Annotated in this window: 16 protein-coding genes; 10 read left to right on the top strand and 6 right to left on the bottom strand. The window is 50.1% G+C overall.

The features are described 5' to 3' along the window. The first annotated feature begins 356 nt into the window (after positions 1-356). Positions 357-1118 carry a pentapeptide repeat-containing protein gene (locus B157_RS0103130; protein ID WP_020601925.1) on the top strand — a complete coding sequence of 254 codons (762 nt, stop codon included), beginning with the start codon at positions 357-359 and terminating at the stop codon, positions 1116-1118. 133 nt (positions 1119-1251) lie between these two features. Continuing rightward, the gene (locus B157_RS0103125) at positions 1252-2433 is read left to right on the top strand and encodes a DUF748 domain-containing protein (RefSeq protein ID WP_020601924.1); all 1182 of its coding nucleotides are present in this window, start codon (positions 1252-1254) and stop codon (positions 2431-2433) included. Positions 2434-2500: 67 nt separating this feature from the next. Here B157_RS0103125 and B157_RS0103120 read toward each other — a convergent pair whose 3' ends face one another. The 4 genes from B157_RS0103120 to B157_RS0103105 all read right to left on the bottom strand — a co-directional run bounded on the left by B157_RS0103120 (position 2501) and on the right by B157_RS0103105 (position 5775). After that, entirely contained in the window at positions 2501-2788 is a 288-nt protein-coding gene (locus B157_RS0103120; protein WP_020601923.1) for a hypothetical protein, read from the bottom strand. 170 nt (positions 2789-2958) lie between these two features. After that, positions 2959-3807 carry an SdiA-regulated domain-containing protein gene (locus tag B157_RS0103115; protein ID WP_020601922.1) on the bottom strand — a complete coding sequence of 283 codons (849 nt, stop codon included), beginning with the start codon at positions 3805-3807 and terminating at the stop codon, positions 2959-2961. 177 nt (positions 3808-3984) lie between these two features. Beyond that, positions 3985-4926, bottom strand: a complete 942-nt coding sequence (locus tag B157_RS0103110) for a hypothetical protein (protein WP_157618285.1) — start codon at positions 4924-4926, stop codon at positions 3985-3987. A gap of 120 nt (positions 4927-5046) precedes the next feature. After that, a complete protein-coding gene (locus B157_RS0103105; protein WP_020601920.1) occupies positions 5047-5775 on the bottom strand; it encodes a GAF domain-containing protein in 729 nt (242 codons plus the stop codon). A gap of 303 nt (positions 5776-6078) precedes the next feature. Between B157_RS0103105 and B157_RS0103100 the strand changes: the two genes are divergently transcribed. The 6 genes from B157_RS0103100 (at position 6079) to B157_RS0103075 (ending at position 14195) form a co-directional block, all read left to right on the top strand. Beyond that, positions 6079-8649 (top strand): response regulator, encoded by a 2571-nt coding sequence (locus B157_RS0103100; protein WP_020601919.1) that lies wholly within the window; start codon positions 6079-6081, stop codon positions 8647-8649. A 112-nt stretch (positions 8650-8761) separates the two neighbouring features. Beyond that, entirely contained in the window at positions 8762-9151 is a 390-nt protein-coding gene (locus B157_RS0103095; protein WP_020601918.1) for a response regulator transcription factor, read from the top strand. A 9-nt stretch (positions 9152-9160) separates the two neighbouring features. After that, positions 9161-10264: a HEAT repeat domain-containing protein gene (locus tag B157_RS0103090; RefSeq protein WP_245565012.1), complete on the top strand. Its 1104-nt coding sequence runs from the start codon at positions 9161-9163 to the stop codon at positions 10262-10264. Further along, positions 10261-11697, top strand: coding sequence for a glycosyltransferase family 2 protein (locus B157_RS0103085; RefSeq protein WP_020601916.1), 1437 nt, complete (start codon positions 10261-10263; stop codon positions 11695-11697). The genes B157_RS0103090 and B157_RS0103085 overlap by 4 nt, the downstream gene beginning before the upstream one ends. A gap of 27 nt (positions 11698-11724) precedes the next feature. Next, positions 11725-12978, top strand: a complete 1254-nt coding sequence (locus B157_RS0103080) for a YaiO family outer membrane beta-barrel protein (RefSeq protein ID WP_020601915.1) — start codon at positions 11725-11727, stop codon at positions 12976-12978. 17 nt (positions 12979-12995) lie between these two features. Next, positions 12996-14195 carry a hypothetical protein gene (locus B157_RS0103075; protein WP_020601914.1) on the top strand — a complete coding sequence of 400 codons (1200 nt, stop codon included), beginning with the start codon at positions 12996-12998 and terminating at the stop codon, positions 14193-14195. 24 nt (positions 14196-14219) lie between these two features. On the opposite strand, the gene B157_RS0103070 is transcribed toward B157_RS0103075, so the two are convergent. Continuing rightward, positions 14220-16226 carry an LTA synthase family protein gene (locus B157_RS0103070; protein WP_020601913.1) on the bottom strand — a complete coding sequence of 669 codons (2007 nt, stop codon included), beginning with the start codon at positions 16224-16226 and terminating at the stop codon, positions 14220-14222. A gap of 111 nt (positions 16227-16337) precedes the next feature. Between B157_RS0103070 and B157_RS37225 the strand changes: the two genes are divergently transcribed. After that, positions 16338-16487 (top strand): IS1 family transposase, encoded by a 150-nt coding sequence (locus B157_RS37225; protein WP_084761749.1) that lies wholly within the window; start codon positions 16338-16340, stop codon positions 16485-16487. A 200-nt stretch (positions 16488-16687) separates the two neighbouring features. Then, positions 16688-17827 carry a protein-tyrosine phosphatase family protein gene (locus B157_RS0103065; protein ID WP_020601912.1) on the top strand — a complete coding sequence of 380 codons (1140 nt, stop codon included), beginning with the start codon at positions 16688-16690 and terminating at the stop codon, positions 17825-17827. Between the two features lie 130 nt (positions 17828-17957). Here B157_RS0103065 and B157_RS38820 read toward each other — a convergent pair. Further along, a partial coding sequence (locus B157_RS38820) for a hypothetical protein (protein WP_020601911.1) occupies positions 17958-18212 on the bottom strand: 255 nt, incomplete at its 5' end.

Raw genomic sequence — 18212 nt, 5'->3', positions numbered from 1 at the left:
GGCTTTTCGGGCGGGAAAAGCCGAATTGGGGCTGGAGTCACCTCGACTTTGGTTCTGGGAGAACAGGCTGAAGTTATTGGGGATGGTCGCTTTGGTGTATGACTTCTTGTTGTCGTTACTGAGGAATTGGCCCCATTGGGTGCCTCTTTTTCTCAAACGGTGGGTACCCCGAACAGGCAATCGGCACCGAAAAGCTTTGGTGCCGATTTACCGCTTACGCTCAGCCATCACTAACGCACTGATGGTCGCATTCGCCATCACCCAAAATTCGGGATGACTCATGTTTAATCCCCACGCAACGCCCGTCGCTAAAATCGCATCTTTCAGAAAAACGAACGCTAAAAAGCCATACGATTATGAAGATGCTACTAACTACCCTCCTGCTGGCACTTACTACCCTAACACCCATGCTGGCCCAAAAAACGGTCGATGCCAGGGACATTCTGGCCAAAATCAACCGAAAAGAAGCCATTTCGTACCAGAACACAACCATCACCGGCAACCTCGACCTAACTGGTTTAGCGAACCGGATAGAAGTGCGGGGCGACCAAACTAGTTACCTAAGCACGGTTGAGGTACCGATTACCTTCAAAAACTGCACGTTTAAAGGGAAATTTCTGGCGTATCGTACTGAAGACAACGACCGGAGACGCATGAACTGGAACAACACCGTTTACAATACCAACTTTACCGAAGCGGTTATCATCGAAGATTGCCAGTTTGAGGACGATGCCGCTTTCAAGTATTCAACCTTTAGTCAGCGGGCCAGTTTTTCCGGGAATACTTTCCGCGACGGTGCCCTGTTCAAGTACGCCAAATTCGATGAACCGGCCGATTTCAGCGGCTCCACCTTCCGGGGCTACGCGGATTTCAAATACACGAAATTCAACGAGTCTTCTTTTTTCCGGAATGTCGCTTTCGAACAGACTGCCGATTTCAAGTACACGAAATTTGATGAACGGGTCGATTTTAGCCAGGCTCGCTTTAACAGTAACGCCGATTTTAAATACACCCACCTCCCACGCGGCACCACCTTCAGCAATACCCGCTTTGAGGGGTCTACCGATTTCAAGTACACCACGCTGGATGGCCGAAAATTCTCGCCCGACCGGCAGTAGACTATAGGGTAAACTTACGGGATGCCTGTAAGCTGGGTATGGTCGTAGCGAACGCACCACCCGGTTTGCAGGCATCATAACTTATAAGTCCAGAATCGTGTTTACAAAAACGTTACACCAATCGTCATCCGTTTTGACACGAACTACCAAGATTATCATCGCCGTTGTTGCCCTGCTGGTTATTGCCCGCCTGTTGCTTCCGTATTTCGTTCTGCGCTACGTCAACAAATCACTGGCCGATATGAGCGGCTATACAGGCCACGTAGAAGATATTGATATTCAACTCATTCGGGGTGCATACCAGCTCGACGACCTGCGCATCCGCAAGGTCAACGGAAAAATAAAAGAGCCATTTCTATACATACCCAAAACCGATTTATCCGTCGAGTGGAAATCGTTGTTCAAGGGGAAACTGGTCAGCGAGGTAGAATGCTACGAACCGGAAATCACCTTTGCTTTTAGCGAAAGCGACGCGAGCAGCCAAACCGGCGAAGAAGTGGACTGGACGGTTTATCTCAAGAAATTATTACCCATCAACATTAACCGGTTCGCCGTTATCAACGGCAAAGTAAACCTGACCAGTCTGGTTACGCAGCCCCGTGCCGACTTATCCCTACAGCATTTTCAGGGTGAAATCCGAAATATCCGTAACGTCAACGATGAGAAAAAGGCGTTACCCTCGCCGGTAACCGCTTCCGGGAATATACTCGGCTACGGAGGGAACATGAATCTGACGGCCAATACGAATCTGCTGAAAGTAGTGCCGGACTTCGATTACAACCTTGAGTTTACAGACATTCAACTGGTAAAGCTCAATGCCCTGGCCCGGGAATACGCCAATGTCGATTTTAACAAAGGCACCGTAAGCATATACAGCGAGATGGCCATGCTCGACAAGAAGATGAATGGCTATATCAAGCCGCTAACCAAGGACATGCAGATTTTTAAACTGGATGAAAACGAAGGGCGGACGGTAGGGCGTTTTTTTACCGAACTACTGGCACAGGTTGGTACCGATATTCTAAAAAATCAAAAACACGATCAGGTAGCCACCCGCATTCCACTGAATGGCACGATAGACAACGTTGAAACCGCCATTTGGCCAACCATTTTTGGCCTGCTGCGTAACGCTTACGTCGAAGCCTTCCGGGGTGAGTTCGACAATAACATCACCCTGAAAGATGCGTTCAAAAGCGTAAAGGAGGACTTTAAAGAAGCCCGCGCCGAACGAAAAGCGGAGCGTAAACAAAAACGGGCCGAACGGAAGGCCGAGCGGCAGAAAAAACGTGAACAGCGTAAAAAAACCGACAACTAAAAGTTCCTGCTCCTGCACGGGGGCGGTTGCGCGTAACCGCCCCCGTGCAGGAGCAGGCCACTAAAAACTATTGATTCTTTTTAGTGTCTTCGGCTGGGTACCGGTTCCTGCCTTTGCGTACGCCCGCGTCCTTCTCCATTCGGTAGGACGGAATGGCGTTGTCACCACTCTGTAATTTCTGCTTTCGCGTGGTTTGGGGTAGCGGTTTGGTCGCCGAAGCGGCCATTGGTTTAGTCATTTTAGTAGTAGCCGTAGCCGACGTTGATTTTGCTGCACTACCCTTTGGCGTTTGAGGTGTAGTTTGGCCCAGCGTAGTTGTCGCTACCAGCAGCGAACCGATGAGTAATTTAATCATGACGTTGAGACGTTGAGTTGGAAAAATGGTTTGACCAGAACACTAACTGGAATCAGTCGTGTAATGAAAACATCTGCATAACTCCGAAAAACGCTCAAAAGTTATCAGCTTTTCGAGGTTGCGGCTACCCGACAAAACAGAAAATCGTTTCACTATCTCCTGCAACAGCTTTATCGCCGATACGAAAATTTCAGGATATACCCCTTCTTACCATTGCCTTCGCTGGCAATGAACAGGTCGCCATTGGGGGCGAAGCAGATGCCTTCGGGTTGACGAAACTGCGTTGGATCAAGCGGTTCGGAATAGATGATTCTGGCCTGCCGGCTGGTAATGAGCAGCCGCTTCCCCGCAGAGGTAAGGATGTACCACTCGCCCGTTATGGGGTGTACCGCAATACCCGATGGCTTGTATGTTTTGGGGTCGATACCGGCCGCCTTGAGTTGCTCATCGTTCAGACTCATATCTTTATAGACGGTCCGGTTCAGCAGGTCGAACGAATAAACGGCCTTATCGCTCGAGCCTTTCCCATTTTTAACGGCAATCAGTAACCGTTTGGTTTTAGGGTTATAACCCAGCCCCTCTACTTCCGTTTTTTCGGGCAAATCCGTTTTGGTACGCCCTACTTTTGTCGACTTAGGAGAATCCACGCGGGGTCTGAAACGGAACAGGTTTCCGTTACTTTCCAGCACATACACTTCGTCTCCTACAAACTCGATGCCCTCAAAATCACCGTAGCCCCCAAAACCGAAATCGTTCGTTACTTTCTTTTTCTGCGTATCATACACGTACACGACAGCCTCTTCATCCTGCACGCAGAGCAGTTGATTTTCCTTGAAGTACGTCAGGCCCGATATTTCTTCTAGTTCTTTCGGGAGCGTATAACGTTCGTCAGGCTCCTGCAAGCGGTAGGGCAGCTTAAACTCTGCTCCCAGCGTACCGGCTTCGGGTCGGTCGTTCTTTTTTGCTGCGGGGCCACAGCCTGCCAGGAGGAGAAATACTGCCAGAAGTAAACGATTCATACGGAGTGTAACAAGGTCTGGTTGTAAAAGTAGGCGTTGGCTGTAGAATACGGCGCAGCAGGCGCAAAATTCATACACGACCCCCTATTCGGGCAGAAATTTCTGCCCGAATAGGGGGAATCGTGTCCTACACAAGGCCACTACATCAACCAATTTTCAATTGCAGCCAATCAGCATTTATTGGTAAAGGGAAATATAAGTGGGCCTGGCCTGTTTGGCAAAAGAATAGTCAAACACCTGATAGCCGATCAAACGAACATTGGTTTTACCCGAAAAATTGGCAACGTTGAACTGATCCACGAGGTTGGCATACGCTTCATCAAAGGAGTGGTTCTGGCCGCTGACACTAAAGTAATCCTGCATAAAGTCGGGTTCGGCACTGAATAGTACAATAATATCCATTACCCGGTTCTGGCTTTGAGCAGCTTTGCCAATCGTAGACAGGCGGCTCTGCATATAACCAAACTGGGGGTTGGGTCGGTAGTCGTGAACCAGAATGCGGTCCAGCCAGCGTACCAGCGTTTTGGCCTGTTGCAGGTCCTGCCCCGCAGGATTCTGAAACCACCCTATATACGCTTCGGTCGTTATCGGGGGCGAGGCAGCTCTTGCCTTATTGGTCATGGTTTGCAGGATAGACGTATAGCAGCTAAAATCGCAGGACGGTCCATTGTTCCACCATTCATTCTCCAGGTTGTAGGTCGTAAACCGCTCGTTCAGGTTAGTTCTGGATGCATCATAGCTGGCATTCTGCTGAAAATTAGCCGCTGTTCCCCGTACAGCGGCTACCTGATTGACGCCGTAGGTGACGCGGGCCTTCTGCATGAACAGGGACAAATCCGTGTACCGTTCATCACCCATCACCGTATTAAGGTCGTATAAACTAAGGGCGTTCATGTTGTTGCTCACGCACCAGTTGAGGAGTGAATCTTCCCGAACAGAGTTTCCCAGAATGCCATCAAAACCATCCACATAAACGCCCCGATAAGGGGGTGGCGTTGCGGCCACACGGCCTGATTCGGCAGAACGAGGGGCTACAGGATCAATCGTATCTAACTGACAGCTTGCCAGCATGAGCATGACGAGTGATAGAAGTAACGTAGTGGGTAAAGCGTATTTCATAGTTGGCCGAATTAGCGACATTAAGTAACATGACTAGTAAAAGTACAAAGATTAACATACTAAGCAGTTACTTGTAGCTGCTTTAACAACTGAAATGAAAACATTTTTTTTATATTTATTCTACGGTCTATCCAAGCCAGGGTCTGAGAGCGCTTCGTTTAGTGACGTTGCTGCCTGTTGCAGAGCAGTGAGGGTATCAAACTGGTCGGGACGGGGAGCTTGATTAACCAGTCGTTCGACCTTATCCTGCATTACCTGAACCAGGGGTTGCAGCCTGCTGACCAGCCGTTCCGCCGACGCACCGGAATCGGCTGCTGTCAATCTGGCCTGTGTAGCTTCCAGTTCTAATTTAGTCTTTCTTAATTCAAAATGGGTATTCACCAACCGGGCCAGGGCCTGCAACGATAGTAATTGGTTCTCCGTTAAGGTGCGCGGGCGGTTATCGATCACACACAACGTACCCAATGGATACCCTTCGGGATTGACTAAAGGCACGCCAGCGTAGAAAACGACCTTAGAAGGACCTGTAATCGCTGGATTACCCGTAAACCGTGCATCCTCCCGGGCATCAGGAACAATTAGAATCTCACTGGGATTCAGAATGGCATGGGCACAAAAAGAGTAATCCCGTTCCGTTTCATCCACATCCGGTACAAGTCTTTTTTTAGATTTGAACCACTGTCGGTTCTCATCCACTAAACTGATCAGGGAAATTGGCACACGGCAAATTTCGGATGCGAGTTGAGTTATATCGTCGTAGATATCCTCAGGCAACGTATCCAGCAGACTGTATCCCCTTAGGGCTTCAAGTCTGGCTAATTCGTCGGCCGGTATCGGGGCTGATTTCATTAGATTTAAGAAAGCGGAGTACTCAGTTAGTAAATGACCTGTAAAGTAAATGTGTTTTTCTCCCATACCAATACATAGTTAATTTATCGGCGGGGCACTTCAGTAATTGGTCAGAAAGTTCGTCAAATAGGTGGGTACTAATCATATGTTACTGGTTTAACTTTTTACCCTCAACAATGATTGGTAGCTTTATATCGATTATACAATCTACGTACAGGCAGACTAAGTGGTTCGTTCTGACTTGAAAGCAACAAACAGGAGCAAACGTTATACCAATCCCAGCCCTTGGTAATTATTTAGCAGATGAAACTAACCATCCGGAATCAAACTATCCGCATTGCGCTGTTTACCGGCTTTGGCATAGCCATCATCCTGTTGACCATTCGCCATTATTACGAGGCCACTACTTTCAGTAATGTACGCAGAGGTAGTGAGTCTGTCATTCAGACAATTGCCGTTCTGAACAATACCATCGAATTAACGATAGAACTTGGCTATCCGCTCTACGCCCAGCTATCCGATCCAACTGCCCAGGCTATATTTCGGGCAAACCAGTCTGCCCGTACGAAAGCGGCCATACGACCACTGCTCGACTCGCTGGTTACCCTGACCCAACATACCCCCGAATTCAATCCATTAGCCCGTCAATTGAAGGCTGAGGCCGAAGTTGTACTACAGGCCGATATACGCCAGAACTCTGATGAGACCAGCCAAAAAATCCAGCAATTAGTGCGGATGCTGCGAACGTTTCGGCTGGCACTAAGCGATAACCTGCTGGGTAGTCAGAAGCAGATTAGCGGTCACATTGCGGTCATGCGAACGCTCAATACCATTGTTGACAGTGTGCTACTACTGCTTGCCACTGCGCTGTTAATCGGTTTTTACCGCTACACGATACGCCGGGAGCGGCTCACTAAACAGGTGATTGACCGTCAGAAAGAGCTTACTCAGTACCTGGAGGCCATTCCGGAAGGCGTTATTGTGCTGAACACGGAGAAACAACTTGTTTATACCAATCAGGCCGCCCAGCGGATGCTGACTATTCTCCCGACTGAATCAAACCTGTACCTGTCTGACCTCGCCCGGCGGTTTCGCCTTGCCTATGCCGATTCGAAAGAACCGTTTCAGCCGGACGATATCCCGTTAAGCCGGGCTCTGAAGGGTGAGATTGTGTCAACGGACAATATGTTGCTGGAAACTAAAAACGGCTCCCGAATCGTATCCTCACAAGCCCGCCCCCTGTACGACCGGGAAGACGAGCTTATCGGGGCTATTTCCATCTTTCGCGATATTACCGAAGCAAACCAGAAAGAGCAGGAACTACAGCAGGCCCGTACCATTGCGGAGCAATCGTTGCAGGAACGGGAAATTTTCCTGGCCAATATCAGCCATGACATCCGAACGCCCCTCAACGCCATACTGGGCTTTACGGAGCTTCTTCGACAAAAGCGAATGGCGCCCGACGAACAGGACTACCTGCATGATATAAAACTGTCGGGGAATAACCTGCTGGCCCTGATCGATGAGTTACTGGATATATCCCGAATCGAGTCGGGGCAGTTGGTGCTGGAGCCTGTCCCTATGGCTACCAGTGAGCTTATTCAGACCGTAGAAACCCATCTATCAGGCAAAGCTGGTCGGAAAGGGCTACAGTATGAGGTGCGTGTAGATCCGGCTGTTCCTCCGGTTTTACTGGCTGACCCCTTGAGGCTGACCCAGGTATTGTTGACTATCTGCACGAATGCCGTCAAATTCACCAAAGCTGGGTTTGTTAACCTGAGCGTGTATCCGGAGCCTTCCAGCCAGCCCGGGCCAGTAACGCTGGTGTTCTGCATCGAGGACTCGGGGGGTGGTATGACCGACGAAAACCTGGCCCATATTTTTAATCGGTTCAGCCGCGTATACTCGGATGATCTGTTCCGGTCGGCGGGTACGGGGTTAGGCATCAATATAGCCCAGAGCCTGGTTAGCCTGATGAATGGTACAACCGATGTAAAAAGCAGCCTGGGTCAGGGCACTACCTTCACCATCCGGATACCGTTTGTTATACCCCAGACCGTGGCGACAGCACCCGCTTCAGCGCTACCCTCCCAGCCGGTGCCCCTCCTTAATCCCTCAACCAACCGTTCAACCATTGATGTACTGGTCGTTGAAGACAATGAAATGAACCAGAAAGTCATGGAGGGGTTTCTGATGCGCTATCAACTCAAGCCAGTAATAGCCAATAACGGTCTCGAAGCGGTAGCTATTCTGGCGCACAGAACGTTCGACCTGATTCTGATGGATATTCAGATGCCAGGCATGGATGGCTACACCGCCACGCAAACCATTCGGCAGGAAATGGTCCTCAATACGCCTATAATTGCCATGACGGCCTATACCATGCCGGGCGAACGCGAGCGTTGCCTGGCTACCGGCATGAATGCGTACCTGGCTAAACCCGTGCGCATGGAGCAGATCGACGAAGTTCTGGCCCTGTTTGCACCGGGACTAGTGCTGCCTGCCTCCGCCAGTCCGGATAGCTATACAGCAAACTCGGAGAAAGAATTCATTGATTGGGCTTACCTGAATGAGGTTACAGACGGCGATGATGAGTTACTCGCCGACCTACTTTCGTTATTTACCCGGGATTTACCCCAGTATCGACAGGCATTATTTGAAGCAATTGAGACTCAGGACCGTTCTGCGTTTAATCAGACCGCCCATAAATTCCGTTCTTCGCTCAATTCACTGGCTTTACTGAGCCTGGCAGAGCGTTTAAAAGAAATGGAGAGCGAAGGCCAGGAATTTAACGTTACCTTAGCCACTCGGTTAGCGGGTCTGTTTCGGGACATCAGTGACGGCCTCGGAACACTGGATAATAAATTGGAATAATATGTATACGAAAAATATACTTTCGTATACAAGAGCACAACATATTACCATAAAATCAATAGTTGTTATACACATTGGATATATTAACTATAGTTATTATTAGCTTTATATCATGGAAAATAAACCAAATAGTAGAGTCTACACTATTTTAATTGCTGAAGACGAGGCACTCGTACTGAAAATGTTGTCTTATCGACTACAGAAAGAGGGCTTCACGGTAGTAGCAGCCAGTGACGGCAAACAGGCACTGGAGTCACTTCGGACCACAACGCCTGACCTGGTCATTACCGACCTGATGATGCCGTATCACAGTGGCCTGGAAGTGCTGGAGTACGTAAAGAAATCACTCAGCAGCCGCATCCCGGTTCTTGTCCTTTCGGCATCCGGTCAGGAGCAAACCGTTCTGAAAGCCTTTAGCCTTGGTGCCGATGATTTTGCCCTGAAACCTTTCAGTCCCAACGAGATAGTCAGCCGTGTCCGGAAGCACCTGAATAGCCGTTAGCCACCCGTAATGATGCGCATAAGCCACACTGACTGGATAGCGGATCTTGAGAATACCTGGTTAGACTCCCTGGGCCCTTTTCAGTTACTCTTACTGACGCTGGTCGTCATTTCGACCCTAACGGCCTTTTTTTTAGTGGCTCATGTAATGATGCTGATGTTGGTTCGTAACCGCAGAAAACGGTGGGCCGATGCCCTGCAGGCGCGAATTGAAGACGGAATAGCCATTTGGCTGGCGGGAGATTATTCCATCCGGGAGCTAACTAGTACCTTTCAGGAGGAGATAAAAAAAGAGCCACGGGCCAGAAAAACTATTCTCAACGTGATTTTTGCCACCAGTAAGTTATTTCGGCAGGAGGGGCAGGCTACCCTGCGCCAGCTGCTTACCGGGCTCAACCTCCACCAGCTTTGTTATAAACTCCTCAAAAACCGGCATTGGTACCAGCAGGCCTACGCTACCCAAATCATTGGTCAACTCCAGTTGGAGCAGGCTTTACCCCTGCTGAAACTCAAGCTAAAAACAAAAAAAAGTACACTCCGGCTCGAATTAATTACCGCGATGATTGCCCTGGGGGATCAGTCCTGGCTACAGGAAATTGATTACACCAGCACACACCTTTCCGACTGGGAGCAGATTGTACTGCTGGAACGATTCCGGCGACTGAACGCCGACCAGCTCCCCCCGTTCGAGATTTGGCTAACCTCTGCCCATACAGACTGGGTGCTCTTCGGCGTTCGCCTTTGCCGCCACTTTAATCGATTCGATCAGGTGCCGGAACTGGGCAACCTGCTTCAGCACCCGAATATACGGGTACAAATGGCCGTGCTGGATGCTCTTGACTATTTGAGCCCGCCCGAAGCCATCCCCTTTCTGGTTAGGTTTATGCATGAGGCCACCGGCGACCTGCTTCGAACTACCCTGAGGGTACTGGGTAATCAGGGCGACCCGGAGCTTGTAAAGCTAATTGCCCCCTATGCGACCCACGCGGACTCCACCGTTCAGTTCAGTGCCCTGAGCGCGCTGAAGGAAGTGGGGCTAACGGAAATTGAGCTCCGCCAGCTAAGCAGTGATCCCAGGTATATTGACCATCTGTTTGACCCTAAACTACAATGAGTATTAGTTTCTGGGCCGACATGCTGTCCTACATCTTTCTGGTTTATACCCTGATGCTCATGCTGATCTATGTTGTTTCGGCACTGGCATCATACCGCGTTATCAGAAACCACGTTGCCGAAACTTCGTTTGTTGATTTTCGCCAGATTCTGACTTCACCCCTCTCCCCAAAAATATCCATTATTGCCCCCGCCTACAACGAAGCCCTGAATATTGTCGACAATGCCAAGTCGCTGCTGGCGCTGGAATACCCGAATTTCGAAGTGGTAATCGTGAACGATGGCAGTAAAGATGAAACCCTGCAGCGCCTGATTGATGCTTACAAGCTGGAGAAAACGTCCTTTCTGGTGCAGCAGCAGGTGGAATGCAAGGAAATTATTGGGGTTTATAAAGCACGGGATGAGGCCGTTTCGCACCTGACGGTGGTGGACAAGCGCAATGGCGGCAAATCCGATGCCCTCAACGCGGGTATCAACGTCTGTGCCGGGCAGCTGTTTGCCTGTATTGACGTAGACTGTATACTCGAACGCGATGCACTGTTGCGGATGATCAAACCGTTTCTGGAAGAAACTGATCAGAAGGTGATTGCAACCGGAGGGGTTATCCGGCTGGCCAACGACTGTATCATTAGTGATGGACGGCTCATTGAGATCAACGTACCCCGCAACCTCATTGCCAGGGCACAGGTGCTGGAGTACATGCGGGCTTTCCTGCTGAGTCGGGTGGCCTGGGCCAACATCAACGGACTGCTGCTCATTTCGGGAGCACTGGGTCTGTTCGATAAACAAACCGTGGTAGAAGCCGGTGGCTACTCGCACAAAACCGTGGGCGAAGACATGGAACTCGTGATGCGGATGCGACGCATGATGGAGGAACGCAAACAACCCTACGCCGTGCGCTACATTCCCGATCCCCTGTGCTGGACCGAGGGGCCTACGCGCTGGGATATTTTGGGGCGGCAACGAAACCGCTGGACCCGGGGACTCATGGACTGCCTGAAGTTTCACAAAAAAGTATTTTTCAACCCGGATTACCGCGTCATGGGTATGATCAGCTACCCCTTCTGGTTTCTGTATGAGTGGCTGGCCCCCATCATCGAATCGCTGGGATTGATTTTCAGTATTATTTTGTGGATACTGGACATTATCAACGGCTCCAGTTTCTGGCTGCTGTTAGCCACCGTGTACAGCTATGCCGTTTGCCTGTCCTGTATGGCCATCTGGGTAGATCAGAAAACGTATTTACAGTATCGCAGCAAGCGTGACCTGGGCCGGTTGCTCCTGATTGCGTTGATAGAACCGTTTTTCTACCATCCGTTCACGGTGTACAGTAGTATTATGGGTAACATAGACTACCTGCGCGGTAAAAAAGGCTGGGGCAGCATGACCCGCCAGGGCCTCAGTAAACCCGCGACCCCTACCCCATCCAGTTAAAAAAAGTATCACTTAATCAACCGTACTGTGAAGATCATTTACCTGCTGTTTGTAACCTGTTTATTCGGGCAGTTCCCTGTCTGCGCACAGTCGGAACCGGGCTCCGATGAGTTGTTTAAACAGGCCCGGCAAGCCGCCTTCGACAACAAAGATTATCCCCGTGCCATTGCGCTCAGTCAGCAGGCATTGGCAAAAAGCCCCGATTATGCCGAAATACGGACGTTTATGGGGCGGCTATATACCTGGAGTGGTAACATCCCGGAAGCCCGGCAACAGTTCTCGCTGGTTCTGGCGAAGGATTCAACCAATAAAGATGCGCTGAGTGCAGCAACAGACCTGGAGTTCTGGAATGATAGGCCCGAGCAGGCGCTGGCCTACTGCAACACTGCCCTGCGCCATTATCCGGCAGATGTTGACCTCCTGCTAAAAAAAGCCCGGGTTTTGAACGACCTCAAACGAACGGCAGAAGCGTACACGATTGCCGCCCAGGTAGTGCAGACAAGCCCCGATAATTCCGATGCCAGAGCCCTGGCGGACCGGCTCAAATGGGCAGCCAGCAAAAATATGATTATTGTCGGCTACGACTACCTATATTTTGATAAGAATTACAACGACGCGCTGCACACCAGTCCCTGGCATCTGGCAAATATTTCGTACAGCCGATCCACCCAAATAGGTACCGTTACCGGACGGTTAAATTATGCCAACCGCTTTGGAGCCAGTGGCTTTCAAACCGAAATTGATGCCTACCCACACATCAGCAAAACCTTTTACAGCTACCTGAACGTGGGTTTCTCGGGAAGTGAGCCCGTTTTTCCGCGCTTCAGGGCCGGTTTCTCCCTGTATGCCAATTTGCCCAAAAGCTTTGAAGCAGAAGCGGGTTTCCGGTACCTGAAATTTTCTGACGCCACGTGGATCTACACCCTGTCGGCCAGTAAATATGCCGGTAGTTTCTGGTTCAACCTGCGCACGTACCTCGTTCCCGGCAACAGCGATATCTCGCAGACGTACATTGGCACGGTCCGGTACTACTTTGGTGCGGCAGATGACTTCATTGCCGTAGCAGGCGGAACCGGTATCTCGCCAGACGAAGCCCGGAACGCCCTGCTGGGGCAGGATATCCGAAAACTGGGTTCACAGCGGGCCAGTATCGAGTTCCGAAAGAGTTTCCATCGGCGCTGGGTTCCGTCTGTCGTGGCCTCCTGGTACGGTGAGGAACAGAGCAACCGTCCCCGTGGCAACCAGTGGGGTATCAATTTCGTCCTCCGTCAGCGATTTTAGTGTAACCCACCGGCTTCATGCGTAAAAGAAACCTGTTCTACCTCATCCCGGCGTTTACCGTCCTGATTCCCTTCTTGATGTGGCTGTCCTGGTGGCTGACCCCCAAACGTCCGCTGGTGGCCGCCATTGTTGATAAAACCGTGCTTCGCCCCGATGGGCAGGAGCATATATCCCTGACCTGGGTACTGAACCACCAGCGTTTTACCAAAAAAAACAAGCGTAGCTACGAGATTGACCAGGACTATTTTGGCTTCTTTCCGCTGGAGAATCAGCAATACCGGATTAAGGGACTCGAACGATTTACCGACAAACAACTGGCCCAGCTAAGCCGCGACAGCGACCTGGCCTACTATACCGATACGTACGGTATATACCGGCAGGAGTGGTTCCAGAGCGATAAGCCCTCCGAACGATCCGGTATTATTTACGGGGGTATGAGCCGGAAAGACGTCGATTTCCTGTCGCTGATGAAACAGAATCACAAGCTGGTTATCGCGGAGTTCAACGACATCAACTCCCCCACCGACCCGGCCGTCCGTAATCAGTTCGAGTCGACATTTGGTGTACGCTGGACGGGCTGGATTGGTCGTTATTTCGATTCGCTGGATACCACCGTTAACCAGGAAATGCCCCAGTGGCTGGTTCGGAACTACAAGCGCCAGCACAAGGGGCAATGGCCATTCACGAAATCCGGTGTGGTCTATGTATCGGAAAAGGACGACGTTGTCATTCTGGAAGAAGATACCCACCTGGCCCGAAATGTACCGCAGATGCTGGCTTCGGACGCTGGCCAGTCGAAGTTTGGTCTGCCCCGCCGGATTCGGTATACCTACTGGTTTGATGTGCTTACCTATAACCCACGAATCAATCAGGAAATTGCCCGCTACGAAATCTACCCCAACGAAGCGGGCAAACGGGAACTGGCCCGCTACGCCCTGCCCACCCGGTTTCCGGCCATACTCATGCACGATGCGCCGGATTACGGCTTCTATTACTTCGCGGGCGACTTCTGCGATAATCCCATCAGCATGCCATCAGCCTATTTCCGAGGTATCGAGTGGCTGGCACCGTTCGCGTACCTGACCGAAGGACTTACCGAGCGCAAAGGGTTTTTCTGGCGAGCCTACCAGCCTATGCTCACCCGCATTCTGGAAGATGCTTACGTCCGCAAACAGGCCAAAACCACCGCTCCAGTCCATAGACACCGCACGGATTAGCCATACGCCGGCACGACGGCCTTATCAATTATAGGTTTTTAATAGGGAATCTGGCAGCAGTTTGCTGTTCTGAAGGCGGTCGTTCTTTCGTTTAAACAGATCGAAGGTTGCATTTAGTCGGCTTAGCTGGCCGGGTTCGTTTATCGATTCGAGGTCCATGTTGTTATTGATCCGATACAGTGTATTCTGGTTCAGCATATACGTCCCCATCACGAAATCAACCATCTCGGCTTTTGTCATTTTGAGTGGATAGGCGTGGATATTCTGGAACTGGCGGGTAGTGTCAATGCCGGTTCCCAGCCAGCTTACAACCGGGGGTGTTTTCAGGTTGTAGTTATTCCGGAGGAAGGCCAGGAGCGTTGGTGCCATGTCGAAATGAGTGGACATGGAGCGAAAGGTAGCCCGGCTTTTCAGCAGGGGTGAGTACACAATAAGCGGCACATGATACCGGTCCAGTTTGGTGGTCATGGGAATCTCTGGCATTCGGTGGTCACCGGTAATCAGGAAGATGGTCCGGTCAAAATCCGGCCGTTTGCGGTAGGCCGCAAAAAACGCCCGGAGTGCATCATCGGTGTACAGAATGGACGCAAACTGATAGCGGTAGTTTTGCCGGTTCCGTTGTTGATCAGGCGTCAGGTTCAACGCGGCAAATCGTTGCTCAACTTTCTGCAGATAGCGATTTTGCTCATTGATCCGGAATGGATCGTGGGTAGACCCCGTCAGCAACACCTGAAGCTTCGGTTGCGTATCGGTGGGGGAATTTACGGCGAGGTAGTGCCGAAACAACTCTTTGTCGCCGTACCCCCAGGTAAAGCCATTGGCCCCGGGCGCCTTCCGGTAACCAGCACCAAAGGTCGGCTCATCCACAATTCGGGCCACGCCCTCCTTGCGAAGAAATGCACTCATGTTGTCGAAGCTGGCATTGCCACCGTAGTAAAAAGCCGACGCATACCCGTTTTTCTTCAGAATACCCGGCAGTGAAAGGTGATCTGGCATCTGGGTTCCCAAATCAGCAAAACCCTGCTGCCCAAACGGTAGCGACCCCAGGATGGACGGCAACACCGCGAAGGTCCGTCCGCCTTCACTCAGGAAATTCTCCCAGTAAAGACTCTGCTGCGCCAGAGAATCGACAAACGGCGTAAAGCTACCCAGATACGCATTGGGTCCGGTAAAGGCCCGACCCAGGCCTTCCACCAGTAGGATGACTACGTTAGGCGCGGTGGGCGCGGTATTGAAAAAGGGACCCAGCACGTCCGGCGTTTCATCGTTGTGTAGAAACGGGTACTGATTTTCGGCCAGGTATTTAACGGACGTAACATCGACTGTACCGGCCGTTTCCCCATAATCGCCAACGTAGGCATCAGCGTAAATATCCACGCTGTTATCCGTTTTTTCGCTAAATCGGGTCAGGGTGGCCCGGGCCAGATAAGCGGGTTTATTAATGACCAGGTTATTGGCATAATCCGTTTCCAGTATGGGCATGGCACTGCCCTCACCCACATTAAACAGCAGGGCCAAGGCGCCCAACCCTGCCAGCCCATACGACCATCCCGGTCTCATCTGAACGCGACTGACCAGGAACCGAAAGATAAGAATGACCAGCCCAACTACCGCGACCACTGTCGCCAGCAAGCCGATACTCAGCCCCCCGGCCGCGCCAACCGTCTGGCCGATTTCTGCCGCCGAGTAGCTGTACAGGTCTGCCCCGAGCAATACGGACGTTTTTCCAAAATAAACCGTTAGCCCTACCTGTACCAGGATCAGCAACAAACAGAGAATACTATAGACCACCCGTGCCAGCTTCACCGACAGGAAAGTCAGCAATGCATAGATGACGAACAGTATGCAGGAACTTTGCAAAAAATAAACGAGATCGGCCAGAAAGGCAACGGCTACCGTCTTTAGCAAAGTGCCGGGTACATCGTGCACTACACTGTTGTAGATCAGCTCACCAATTCGGCAGCTAATAATACTGATTAACCAGGCTACTGAAAGTCCGGCAAGCGGGGTACTATGGATCGATTTTTGCACGTGTATTGAGTCGGAATCAAATTTAACATGTAGTACCGCCAATGATAGACTAAGCTAATTGGAGTTACCTTTTATCTGGTAAAATCAGGGCTCACGCATCGAAAGTAGGCTATTTTACAACGTCTGGAGCGCAAGCACCTAACACTGCGCACGCGTATTAAACAGCTGTCTCAGAAGACAATCTGTTTCCCAACGTTGGTGGTAGTTCACGAAAAGGTGATTGGGCTATTCATCAATCAGTTTTTCTTTGGCATTCAATAGTATTGAACTATCACCCTTTATTTTATATCAACAGAATGGGCTTATTTGAACAAAATTGCATTATAAGTCAACAAAATGTATACTATATCCAATAATTTTAAACAAATTTACTCAACACACACAGAAGTACGCTCTTCTGCTTCAATTATAGTTTATCCAGCGATTATTCCCGTAACGAAACCACCTTTTACACTACGTACATGTTAAAAAACAAAACACTGTCCAGCTACCTTCTCTTCGGATTCATTTGGGGTTGCCTGGGTTTTTTTCTGGGGTGTCTTACCTTACTGGGGCCCGTTCGCTGGGTAGTCACCTGGGCTCGTGATAATAAGTTATCTGACTCTGCTGAAAACTGGTCTGTTCGGGCAGTTATTATTTTGTTCGTAATCTTCTCCTTCTGGCTGGCCAGAAAAGTGGCGGGAGCCGCTGAGAAGACAGAAAAAAGAGTTTTAAGGTGGGGAATTCCTGCTGGTGTTTTGGTATTGGCACTGTTGTCTTTATCCCTGTTTATGAATCCTGATTTTATAAACAAAACAACCGCCGGAAGCATAGATACTGCTAATAGCGCAAGCATCGATACCGCTAACAAGGGATTTACTTTTGGTCCGTATCCAACTGCTGATATGCTTGCTCAACTAAAAAAGGAAGGTTACGCGGGCGTTATTTCGCTACTTCATCCAGCCGTCACCCCCTTCGAACCAAAATTATTGAGTGATGAGCAAAAGACAGGTAAAGAAATCGGACTCGCCATTATCAGCGTTCCGATGCTACCCTGGATTAGCCAGAATGAAGAGTCTATTCAGCGGATTCGGGCGATTGCAGCCCAGCCCAAAGGCCGTTATTATGTTCATTGTTATTTGGGTAAGGACCGGGTCAATGTGGTCAGACGCATTGTTGCCGGTGTGGATAAGGCGCTGGTCAGTAATCAGACAACCACCTCGGCCCGGCGTCTGGATGAGACTGATCGATTTGAACGCGGTCCGATTGTTGTCCTAGGCGATGAGGTATACCTGACGCCCTATCCTACCGACGAAGAATACCTTGGTTACCTGATAGCGGCTGGCGTTAATCAGGTAGTTTGTCTGCTGGACCCCGCTGATCCTGAATCGCAGCAGCGGATTAAGGATGAGAAGAAATTTTTGAATCTCTATAAGATTGCTTATCTCTCACACCCAATACCGGAAACCGGAAACGATGAAAAAATTGAGGCTTTGCTCGATAAGATAAATGGGTTACCACGGCCTTTGGTTATCCACCGCTTTTTTTCCGACAGTCCTGTCGAGAAAAAGTTCTTAGCGGCTTACTGGAAGCGCTTTGGTAAACCGGCTTCTTCAAACTAATTTGTTGAATCATCATCTAGCCAAAAAAGCCTATACTCCAGCCACTGGCTTAATTTCTAAACCACAACGTGACTACGGCACAGGTGTTTGTAATTTACGGTACAATCCCTATTCAATGGTTAGTCAATATTTAGGCGGCTATACAGCCGAAGTGATAAAGTTGACGCACTCTAGGATCATTTTTCTCCAGTTTAGTGCCTTTGGGTAAGATAGAAAAAAAACGATCTAGTAGTAAACGATTGTGGTAGAGCGTCTTAATAGTGGCCATCGAGAAGGGTTGTTGACCAACGCCCTGCTCAACTTTAGCCACGTTAACCGCGCTCAGGGCTGCATTAAAATGGTAATCAAGTTTGTTGACCGAACGAGCCTGACAATCAGAAAGACC

This window comes from Spirosoma spitsbergense DSM 19989, from assembly GCF_000374085.1.
GTDB classification, from domain to species: Bacteria; Bacteroidota; Bacteroidia; order Cytophagales; family Spirosomataceae; genus Spirosoma; species Spirosoma spitsbergense.
This window is presented reverse-complemented; position numbering and strand designations above follow the sequence as displayed.